This window comes from Frankia sp. CcMO1, from assembly GCF_977945845.1.
Genome location: NZ_CDWTMG010000158.1, coordinates 1,075 through 11,713 on the forward strand (window position 1 = coordinate 1,075; position 10,639 = coordinate 11,713).

General features: G+C 67.4%; 9 protein-coding genes and 1 pseudogene. 2 read left to right on the forward strand and 8 right to left on the reverse strand.

Features of this window, described 5'->3' with window-relative positions; translation table 11 throughout:
* From AC08OU_RS17130 to AC08OU_RS17165, 8 genes are all read right to left on the reverse strand, one after another.
* A partial coding sequence (locus AC08OU_RS17130) for a hypothetical protein (protein WP_476605314.1) occupies positions 1-304 on the reverse strand: 304 nt, incomplete at its 3' end.
* A gap of 6 nt (positions 305-310) precedes the next feature.
* Positions 311-2,284, reverse strand: a complete 1,974-nt coding sequence (locus AC08OU_RS17135) for an ATP-binding protein (protein WP_476601921.1) — start codon at positions 2,282-2,284, stop codon at positions 311-313.
* Entirely contained in the window at positions 2,281-5,829 is a 3,549-nt protein-coding gene (brxC, locus tag AC08OU_RS17140) for a BREX system P-loop protein BrxC (protein ID WP_476601920.1), read from the reverse strand. The genes AC08OU_RS17135 and brxC overlap by 4 nt, the downstream gene beginning before the upstream one ends.
* Before the next feature lie 15 nt (positions 5,830-5,844).
* Positions 5,845-6,051, reverse strand: coding sequence for a BREX protein BrxB domain-containing protein (locus AC08OU_RS17145; protein WP_476605315.1), 207 nt, complete (start codon positions 6,049-6,051; stop codon positions 5,845-5,847).
* Between the two features lie 265 nt (positions 6,052-6,316).
* On the reverse strand, positions 6,317-6,883 hold the full coding sequence (locus AC08OU_RS17150) for a BrxE family protein (RefSeq protein WP_476605316.1): 567 nt from the start codon (positions 6,881-6,883) through the stop codon (positions 6,317-6,319).
* 289 nt (positions 6,884-7,172) lie between these two features.
* Positions 7,173-8,237 (reverse strand): zinc-binding dehydrogenase, encoded by a 1,065-nt coding sequence (locus AC08OU_RS17155; RefSeq protein ID WP_476602086.1) that lies wholly within the window; start codon positions 8,235-8,237, stop codon positions 7,173-7,175.
* Positions 8,225-9,442 carry a DHA2 family efflux MFS transporter permease subunit gene (locus tag AC08OU_RS17160; RefSeq protein WP_476602088.1) on the reverse strand — a complete coding sequence of 406 codons (1,218 nt, stop codon included), beginning with the start codon at positions 9,440-9,442 and terminating at the stop codon, positions 8,225-8,227. The genes AC08OU_RS17155 and AC08OU_RS17160 overlap by 13 nt, the downstream gene beginning before the upstream one ends.
* Complete coding sequence (locus AC08OU_RS17165; RefSeq protein WP_476605317.1) at positions 9,443-9,673, reverse strand: hypothetical protein; 231 nt, start codon at positions 9,671-9,673, stop codon at positions 9,443-9,445.
* A gap of 57 nt (positions 9,674-9,730) precedes the next feature.
* Here AC08OU_RS17165 and AC08OU_RS17170 point away from each other — a divergent pair, with 57 nt between their 5' ends.
* A complete protein-coding gene (locus AC08OU_RS17170) occupies positions 9,731-10,246 on the forward strand; it encodes a MarR family winged helix-turn-helix transcriptional regulator (protein ID WP_476602084.1) in 516 nt (171 codons plus the stop codon).
* Positions 10,247-10,385: 139 nt separating this feature from the next.
* Positions 10,386-10,639, forward strand: a pseudogene (locus AC08OU_RS17175) (hypothetical protein); the annotation flags it as partial.

The following is a 10,639-nucleotide window of genomic DNA, read 5'->3' on the forward strand; positions in this document are numbered from 1 at the left end:
GGCCGCGTCGCTCCAGCATCTTGAGCGCGACGAACCGGTTGAGGGTGGTGAAGGCGGCGTCACGGACATAATCCGTGACCGCGTCGGCGGCCGACATGCCGGCCGCCTGCTTGTGGCCCAGCGCCGCCATGATCCGCTCCCGCTGGAAGACCTGCCGCGGGTTCAGGTGCGCGCCGGGTGCCTCGGCCACGGCGTCGCGGCGGATGTCGAACTGGCCATCGAGCTGAAAGGCGAAGTCCTCTTCCAGAAGCCGGCGCGCCCGGCACGTCGCCGATTCGATGGCGCCCCGTGTCTGCTTGTCCACCCTCGACTACCCCTTGTCCCCACTGGTAGCGCCCGGCTCCGTGCCCTCGGGCGGTCGCTCCTCCCGGCGTAGCCGGTCCACGACGGCGACGCTGGCCGTGAGCTGCTCGCGCAGGCGCGCGTCGACGCTGAGAACGAGCGCGGCGCGCAGGTCATGTTCCGCGCGGTCGAGGTAGGAGTGGAACTCCTGCCATGCCCGGGCCCGGGTCGTCGGTGCAGCTTCCGGGTTTCTGGCCATCTCACGGCATCGCCGGGCCATTCCGCTGAGCGTGTCACCACGCAACTGGAGCATGAGCGGATTGCTCGCCCACTCCGGGCGGGCCAGCAGCTGCCCGTCAAGAAGGGAGAAGGCCCGTTCGTCCTCGGCTGCCCGCCGCAGCGCCAGAACGATCCGTCGCACCGTGTCTTCCTGCAGCCGGCCGGTGGCGGCGCGGTCAAGCAGGTGGATCGCAATGCGTCGACTCTCGTCGGTGGCCTGCTCCGACCCGACGGCCTCGCCGAGGGCCAGCAGCACCTGCGATGGCAGCCCGTCGAGTTCGTCCAGGCGCGGGCTGGCCCAGACGGCGACGGCGGCTGGGTCCCGCCTGGCCTGGTGGACCTCGGCGAAAAGCTGGACGGCACGGAAGTTCAGCGGGTCCCGGTCCAGCACGCCCTCGACCTGCGACCGTGCCCGTTCCAGGTCGCCGAGGACCAGCGCCTGCTCGGCGGCTCGCAGGTCGCGCAGGATCGCGTGCCGCGGGTGGGCCGGCAGCGTGACGACCACCCGGATCTGATCGGCATCGAAGACTGGCGGCGGGTTGCCCTCCTCCCGCATCGCCCGCAGGATCGTCGGGATCCCCTGCCCCTCGCCCTGTGCGAGCTGTAGGCGGGCGAAGAACCAGGCGAGGGCCTGGTTTCGCCACTTTGGCGGGGCGTTCCCCGCCCGCAGTGCCTCAAGGTCGACGCCCGTCGGCAGCGGGCCTGGAGACGAGACCTCGATCCGGTCCACGAACACCGTCAGCCGGGTCGGGTCGACCAGCTCGTAGTCCCGATGCGCCAGAGCGTTCCCGAGTGCCTCGTAGAGCGCGCTCGGCGGGTACTTGATCGTGTTCGGCGCTTTCGGGTCCGTCTTGTCAAAGGCGGTGTACGACTGAACGTCGAGCAATTCGGTCAGCCTCAGCGCCTGCTCGACCAGGTTTCCATCCAGTTCGTGCCGTTCCGCGTGCCGGTCGGAGCGGTCAGTCCCGGGATAGATCGAGAACATCGTAACCGCACCCGGGATGAACCGCTGAGGATTGCGGCCGAACAGCAGCACGGCGAAGTTCCGGGGCCGCAGGACGCCGGTCAGCGGCTCGGCCACCAGCAGCGGTGGGACGAGCGTGCTCAAGGGGTAATCCGGGGAGAGATAGGGCGCTACGCCCTGCTCGGCGGAGAATCGGCCCATCCGCTGCAGGAACTCCCGCAGGGCGAGAAGGTCGAGGTCGGTCTCGATCGCGCCGTTGCACGGCCGGCGGTCCCAAGGCTCCAGAGCGCCTTTGCGGACCAGAAGGTCCTTGAGTGTCCCGTTGCGGGCCTCACGGGTTTCCCGGCTCACCCGGACGTAGTGCTTCGCGCCGTCGTTGCGCTTGCGGAAGGTGTGCGCGCTGCCCGTCGCCGGCTGTAGGAAGACCAGGATCCGTAGGCGTGGGTCGTCGGTCTCGATCTCCTCTACGAGGGGGGTGATCGGCGGCGAGACGTTCGTACGGCAGAGGCCAAGAACGCTGCCTTCGATCTCCTTGAATTTGTTCGCTGTCAGCCCGATCCGACGCAGCCGCGGAAAGCCGTGCTCGTCCTTTTCTTCCCGCACCCCGCAGACGACGTAGCCGCCGCCGAGGTTCTGCAGGTCGTTGGCGAAGGCGGACAGGGTGGCCACCACGTTGTCAGGGTCGGCGACGTTTTCCTTCCACTCGGTCTGCTCGTTCTCCCGTCTGGCCAGCTCCTCAAGATTCACCAGGCCGGTCATGAGACCACGACCTTCTTGCCGGCCCCGATCAGCCGAGCACATTCCTCCCGAAGACCCGACAAAGCGGCATCGAGCTGCTCCTCGGTCTCGATGCCACCGCTGAAGTACGCCCCGACACGGACGGCCGCTAGCCGGTCGCCTTCGATGATCCGCTGCAGTCGCTCGATCGCCGTCTGTAGCCGCGTCTCGCAGGCGTCCCGCTCCGAGCGGAGCAGAGAGATCGACGCGTCGGACGGGAGCGGCTTCGCGCCGGCGATGAGCGGTGCGGCGATCTCGGCCCGCACGTCTTCGTCGACCTCGAACCAGCCCGGCTGCGCGGTCAGCAGGTCGAGCGCCTTCGCGTAGGCGTCGACGCGCGCCTGCTGTGCGTCGTCGAAGCGGCGCTCGTACTCACGCTCGATCGTGCGGGAGTGCTGGGCAATTGCGGGCAGGTCGCGGAAGAAGGTCTCCCGTGCGAACAGGTCGCCGAGTTCGGTAGCGCTCGACTCCAGTGCTGGATCAACGCCGGCCTCGTCCCTGAGTAGTGGCCAGGCGATCTCCAAGGCCCGTCGGGCCCGCCCGAGGTCGGCCAGCCGCGGCTCCGTAAGGGCCTGGCGCAGTTCGCCCGCGCGGACTATTGCCTCCTTGATGGCGCGATAGCTGGTGTTGAAGGTGGTGATGGCGTTCTCGGTCGAGCCGTTCATGATTGCTTTGAACAGTCCGAGCGCGTCCTCGAGCATCGTCTCGCCGGGCAGCTGGTGGCGAACCAGCAGGTCGCGGGCTACCGAGACGGAATCATCGTGCCTCCCGACCGCGGCGCCCAGTTGCTCGGCGACCCGGCTCTCGTTGACCTCGGTGATGTCCTCACCAAAGGTCTCCTGGAAGTTTCCCACCGCATCGACGAGCTCGTCCTCATCAATTCCCTTGCGCGGTCGGAAGGACGCCTGACGAAAGAGGTTGTTGTTGTCGAGCGTCTCGCGGGCGTCGATGCTGACCGCGGAGTCGATGACCCTGCCCTGGCTCGTCGCGTCGATCTTCTCCGCTCGCAGCAGGGACAGGACGAGTAGCCGGACAACCTCGAACTCCCAGCCGAACGGCTCCTTGGCGAACTCCTCGGCCAGGTACCGCCCGGTCGCGGCCTCCCCGTAGCTGGTCCGCGCCTCAATCTGGGCGAAGACTGTCTTCAACGGGTCCATGTCAACCTGGAACACCGGTTTGCCCTGCTCGTCGCGAAGCAGCCGGAGGGCGGTGAAGACCCCCGGCAGCCCGCGAAGATCGTGCGCAGTGAAGAGCGCCTCGACGCCCTTGCGTGCGTCGGCGGCCTTGATCGGCGCGTCCTTGAACCGCTCGAAGACGTCGGGGAGTGCCTTCTCAAGGATTTCCGCCGCTGCCCGGCGCACATCGCCGCGGTCGCCAGGAGTCCGGTCGTTGCCGCGGAAGTAGACTGGCCCCGCGAGGCAGGCCGTCCGCAACCGGCGGCGCAGCTCCTCTTGGTGGCGTCGCTGACGCTGCCGCTCCTCGGCCATCAACGCTGCCGTGTCCTCACCCCGCGCCTCGCGTTCCTTGCCGCGGAGCATCTCCTGCGAGCGGAAGAGCTCAACGGCTTCCCGGTCGATGGCATCGCTGAGAGCGACCACCCAGAAGACCTTCTGTCTCTCTATCTGGCTGCGGGCCCGTAGCTCGGTCGCCTCCGCATCGAACTCTCTGCCTTCCTGGGCTAGGTGGAAGTGGAACACCAAGTTGCCGTCTAGGACCTCCCGGCCGTAGACGGCGAGGCCGGCCTTGAAAGCACGTGCATCCTGGAGGCGGTACGTCGGCGTCGGCTCCCAGAAGGCGCGCAGGACATCGGCGTAGAGGCGGTGGGTGTCGGCTGGCGATGGACTGATGCCGTTGCGCACCCGCTCCCAGTCATCCTCTGCCGGCGTCGGGATGCGGTAACCATCGTCACCGAGGCGGACCTTGTGTGTCTCGACGAGCTCGACGAGCGCCTCCCGTACCGAGGCGAGCGGAGAGTCGGCCGTGACGTCGGGCAGCAACGCGGCGGCGATGTTCTCCTGCGTGCGGTGAACGGTACGCACGTATTGGAGTAGGCAGATGATCTTGGCTACGGCCTGCGCCTGGGGGTGGCGCAACTCGTGGGCGATGGCGGTGATCTTCGCCCTGATTTCCGAGCCGATGTTGTTCTCGACCAGGTCGTAGACCTGGTCGAGGCGCACCAGATCGCCTACCGGCCTGTCAGCCAGCCTGACATCCGGGTGGATCAACAGTTGCTGGGCGAGCTTGATGATGGTCCGGTTCGCGCCACCGACGTGCCGGCTCGCCCCGCCCTGGGTACGCAGGCCGGAGACGATCTGGATGATGAGGTCGATCTGGTAGGGCAGCAGCGGGTACAGGCTGACGAACGCGTCCCGCGTCAACTCGGGCAACGTGATGTCGGCGCGCAGCTGGGTGAGCGATTCGAGGCGGCCCCGGTGCTCGTCGAAGAGCGTGCCGAGGCTGTCCTGGGCGGTCGCGTTCTTCGCGAGCACCCGGCGGCTGGTCACCTCGGAGATGTCGGACGGCTCCAGGTGCACCTGCAGTGGGAAGCGATCCATGAGGCGGGCCAGCTCGATCCGGTTGCTGTCCAGGCCGCTGACCAGATCGGTCAGTTTCTCCTGCGAGGTGATGACCAGCCAGTGGCGGCCACGCCCGCGAACCCCGAGGCTCTGCACGATCGCCTGCAGGTCCAACATCTTCTGGACGTCGCGGGCGACGAATTGGCCGACCTCGTCCACGACGAACATCAGGCTGCGTCCCGGCCTACGCCGGTTCATCAGTTCGGTCGCGCGCTCCGCGAGCCGGCGGGGTGAGACATCTGTCCGGCCTCGCACAGCACGCACCCAGGAGTCCGCTTCGGGGTAGGTCTCGGGCTCCAGGTCGTGCATGACCCTGCTCGCCTGGCTCAGGGCGAAGGCGACCTTCCCCTTCTCCTTGTTCCACTCCTTGCCACGAAAGATCTCGCGATACGTCTCGTCGAAGCGGTCGAGCCGGCCTTCGCCCTCGAGCGAGATCTCCAGCTCGGAAAGGTCCAGGTCCTTTGCGTAGCCGAGGCTCTGCAGGAAGAGCCCGTACATGATCTCGGTCAGAGTCTGGTTGCCGCTGCGGATACCGCGGTCCGTGGACACATCGAAGATGACCGCGTGGGTGGGGATCCGTTCGTTGATCAGTCGCAGGAGCGTGCGGATTCGGTTGTCACTGTCGAACTTCCGCGCGAACAGCTCGCCGGCAGGATCGCCAGCGACCTTCCGATCCTCGATCGACAGGCCGAGCATCTTCGCGAAGCTGGACTTACCGGAGCCGAAGAATCCGGAGACCCAGACCGCGATCCCCTCGTGCGGCTTGTTCGGCGTCTGCTCGTACGCATCGAAGATATCGGTGTAGTGGCGGCGGATCGCGTCGGTGACGACGTACTCGTCGATCTCCTCGCGGAGGATCTCGTCCGCGGCCTGGTCGACCTTGATGACCTCCTCGATCCGCCGGTCGATGTCCCTGGCGAAGAGGCCTCTGATGGTCTGGGGCGTGGTCATCGAGAGCAGTCCATCTCAGAAGATCTTGGGTCGGTAGTTGTGCTCGGCGTCGAGCTCGCCCATGAAGCGCAGTCCCGCCGGCCCCTCCCGGTGGCCTGGGTAGAACAGCACCGTCGGCACATGCAGCCTGCCCTTGAGCTGTTCCAGCAGCGAGAAGGTCCGGTAGGCAGGAAACAGCGCACCCGTCCGGCGGATGAACACGACAGCAGCAGTGGCTTCCACTCGTCGAGCGGGCAACCAGCCTGCGCTAACATCACCAGGGGCTTGTCCTGGGCGTCAGGTTGGAACCGCCGGTTGAGCACCTTGGCGACGTCGCGCAGCCAGGTCAGACTGCTGGCACCGATCGTGTTCCGGTTGCGCAGCCGGTCGAGGTTCTCCCGCTTCGACACGGTGAAGTCCCAGCCCTTAAAGACACCGTAGGTCTCATTGATCATCGCGCCCTTCACGACAGTGAACGAGGAGACGACCTGCGCCCGGGACGGGAGCGTCATGTGGTGGCCAGTTCATAGGCGAAGGGGACGACCAAGTTACCGATCTCCCCATGCCCGAAGCCCAACGCTAGCAGTCGGACGTCGTTGTCAATGCCGGAGAACGTAGCTGGCAGCTTCACCGCGCGGGCCTCCGCGGGACGACTCAGCTTCTCCGTGGCCGCTAGGTCCTTCGCACCAACCAGGCCCAGGGAACCCAAGGTCTCGGCCAGGCTTCTGTCGCCGGGCGACGCAAGCTGTTCAAAGAACGGGGACCAGGTCTCGGCGTGGTCGAGCCACTGCTCCCATCGCGCGTCGAACTCCTCCTCGATCGTCGCTGGAAGGCGCCAGAGGGTGACGCCGCCCGGCGGGTTGTAGATCTCATCGCACCGGTGCACCGCCAGCGTGAACACCGAACGCGCCTGTGCGAACCGATGAGTCCGAGGGAACCCGCGCCGCAGCGTCGTCACGCCCCGCTTGCCCAGCTGACCTCTGGAGTTCCACCATCGCGCGCCGTCCATCTCCCCGAAGCGCGCGACCACGAGCCGCAGCCGCAGCAACAGATCGAGATCGATACCGCGCGCCATCATGACATCGCTACCCGGCTGGATGGCCTACCGGCGCAGCCATGCAGCGCACGACCTGCGCCGACACTTGGCGACATGGATACGACCCCCTCTAGCCAACCCAGCAAGCCCCGATCTCATCAGCCTAGGGCACCGCTGAGGATGGTTCGGCGCGCGTCCCCATAATGATCGCCAGGTTTGGGGTCATCCAGGACTTTGGGAACGAGTTGACCTGGCTGGGAACCGCCCGACGCAGAGGCACTCGTCGGCCACCTCATGGAGCCGGGAGGGCGCAGACGTCCCTGCGTTGTCAAGTGGCCGCAGCAGCGGGTGGGCTGGTGCGCGGGATGGCGTTGTAGATCTCGCGGGCGATGTAGCGATTGAGACAGCGGACGATCTCGCGTGGAGTTTTGCCTTCGGCGAGGCGTCGTTGCTGGTAGGCACGGGTGCGGGGGTCGCAGCGCAGCCGGGTGATGACGATGCGGTGCAGCGCGGAGTTGGCCTGACGTCGCAGGGTCCCGATCACGGTGAGCCGAAGCGCCTCGTCGACGAGGGCGAACAGCTCGTCGCTGGTCGCGCCGATCGCGCCGAGGGGCACGATCGTGACCTGTCGTGTCGCGGCGTCGACCTGGTCGATCGTGCCCCAGCGCCCGTCGGCGGCGCCGTGGGGCAGATAGCGGCCTCCCGGGCGTACGAGCGGGAACAGCGTCTCGGTCATGGTGGAGCCGATGCCGTCGAAGACCACGTCCACACCGTCGGGCGCCACCCCGCCGAGTTTCCGTTCCCAGGCGACGTCGCGGTAGTTCAGGATCTGGTGGGCGCCGAGAGCGCGGGCGTGGGCGAGCTTCGTATCGTTGCCGGCGAGGGCAACGACCCGCGCGCCGCTGGATACGGCGAGCTGGACGAGGAGGCCGCCGACGCCGCCGGCGGTCGCGGTGACCACGACGACCTCGCCGGTGCCGGGGTGGGCGGCCCGGTGCAGCCCGACGGCGGTGCGGCCGTCGGCGAGCACGGCGGTGGCATCGGCGGACGTCAGCGACGCGGGGACGCGGTGCAGGTCGCCGGCTCGGGCCAGCGCGGCGGAGGCGTATCCGCCGGTGCCCCCGGTGGTGGTGACGACCCGTGCGCCGAGCCAGGCCGGGTCGACGTCCTCGGCGACGGCGTCAATGGTCCCTCCCACTCCGTTGCCGAGGACGGCGGGAAAGGCGACGCGCGGGCCGAGCGATGTGCCAGCGCGCAGCTGGGTGTCGATGAAGGTGATCGCGGCGTATTCCACCGCGACCCGGACGTGCCCGGGGCCTGGTCGTGGGTCGGGCAGCTCGATGGGTCGCAGCACTTCGGGGCCGCCTGGACGGTCGGCGATTACGGCGCGCATGACGCACTCCTGGGGTCTGTTACAGAGCCTGGGTGCCTGACCTGACGGCCGGGTAGGAGAGCGGCCGCGACGAGCGTCACGGCGGCGAATCCGAGGGTCCACCAGAACGTGGTGGTGAACGCGGTGTCGACTTCCGTCCCGGCCGCGGCGGTCTGGCTGTCGAGGATGAGCGCGACAATGACGGTGCCGAACGATGCGCCGAGTCGTTGCCCGACGTTGGTCAGGCTGGTTCCTCGTGCGATTGCGGAGGGTTCCAGGTCACGGTAGCTCGCCGCCGCGACGGCGACGCCGAGTGAGCCCAGCCCGGCACCGAGAAGGAAGATCGCGATGGACAGTACCGCGATGGCGGCGCGTGAGCCCATCGACGCGATCAGGGCGATAGCGGCGCAGGTCACGAGCGTGCTGAGTACGGTGATCCCCCTGGAGCCGGTCCGGTCCGCCCATCGTCCGGTGACCGCGAGTGCGAGCATCGTGCCGAGTCCCTGGGGTGCCAGCAGGAGGCCGACCTCGGTCTCGGAGAACCCGTGGACCCGCTGGTAGAACAACGGCAGCAGCAGCATGGGCCCATACAGGCAGAGCCCGAACAGGAACATCGCCGTCGTGGCGACCGCGAACGACCTCCGTCGCAGCAGGCCGATGTCCATCAGTGCCCGATGGCCGCGCCCGCGGGCATGGAGCACGAAGCCGCTGAGCAGCAGCAAACCCGCCGCGATCAGGACGCCGGGCGTAACAGCCGCGTCGCTCTCGCCGGAGACCGTCGACAGCCCGGCAAGGATTGCCACCGTCGCGGGGGTCAGCAGAAGAACACCGACCCAGTCCAGGTGAGCGCGACCGTCGTCCGCGGCCACCCGGAGGTGGCGATGGGCCAGGATCAGCGCCGCGACGCAGATCGGCACGTTGACGAGGAAAATCCACCGCCAGCCACCCATGCCTAGAATCAGGCCGCCCAGGATCGGCCCAAGAATCGGAGTCAGTTGGCCGGGGATGCCTACCAGTCCCATGACACGACCGATTCGCCCTGGTCCGGCCGCACGCGCGAGGATCGCCTGCACCAGCGGCAGGACGAGACCACCACCCAAGCCCTGGATCACCCTGAACACGATCAGGCTCTCAATCGACCACGCCAGCGCGCACAGCACCGAACCGAGCAGGAACACCCATATCGCGCCGAGCCAGACACGTCTGCCACCCCATCGATCGACCAGTCAGCCCAGCAAGGGGATCATCGATGTCATCGCGAGCAGATAGCCGCTCGTGGCCCACTGCGCCACCGCAACCGTCGTGTCGAACGCACGTGTGAGGTCCTCGATGGCGATCGCGACGATCGTCGTGTCCAGCAGCGATGCTTCCGCGCCGACCAGCAACACGGCCACCAGCCGAAGAAGGTCGCGATTCAGCGGTGGCACCTCCGGCGAGCCGGACTTGATTGCTGGCATGCCAACAATCTAGCGGAGGTTTGCTGGCATGCCAACAAAGGATGGTAGGCTGACGCCATGGCGGAGGTGCCGCACACTCAGGACGCGGCGGCGCGGAACCGCGAACTCAGGCGGAGGCACGTCGGCACGACCATTGACGGCGCACCGCTCGGCTCGCTGTTCCTCCAGGTACTCCGGGTCCACGGCCGACTGGGCGAGGACCTGCTGCGACGCGCCGGCGTGACCGCGCCCCACGAGATCGTGCTGCTCTACCTCGAGGAGCGCGGACCTGTCCCCCAGACCGAGCTGGTGCACTACCTCGGCCGGGATCGCTCGACGGTCACCGCGACGCTCCAGGCCATGGAACGCGCCGGCCTCGTCACCCGAGACCCTTCACCCGACGACAGGCGCACTATGATCGTCAGTCTTGCTCCGCGCGGTCGCGACCTCGCCCCCGCCGCCCGCGCGGCGTGGCACGAGCTCGAGCAACACACCATCAGTCGGCTCACCGTCGCCCAACACGATCAGCTCGTCGCCTTGCTCACCGTCGTCCGTGACACCCTCAACGACGTCGTAGACAGTCGAACGAACTGATTGTCCGTGGGCGCGGCGACCGCCTCGGTGACACTCCGTATCAGACGCGGAGGTCCGTGCCTACCGGCCGCAGGAGATCCGCGTCCGATCTTGAGCGCAGCGCTGGATCGCGCCGGGCTGTCATCCATCCAGGCCATACGTGGAGGCACCCGGCCGAAAGATCGAGATTATCGACAGCCATGCGGACTGGCTGAGCGTCTCCTGGCTGCCCTCCTACGCCCCAGAAATCAACCCGGTCGAAAACGAAATCCACTACACACGCGACACGGCCTGGCACGAGGACGCCAACCCCACCTACACAGGAAACACCAACCACACCCTCGCGAGCTTCCGGAACCTCGCCCTCGGAGTAATCCGCCTCAACAAGATCAGAAAGACAAAGGAAACCCTTGA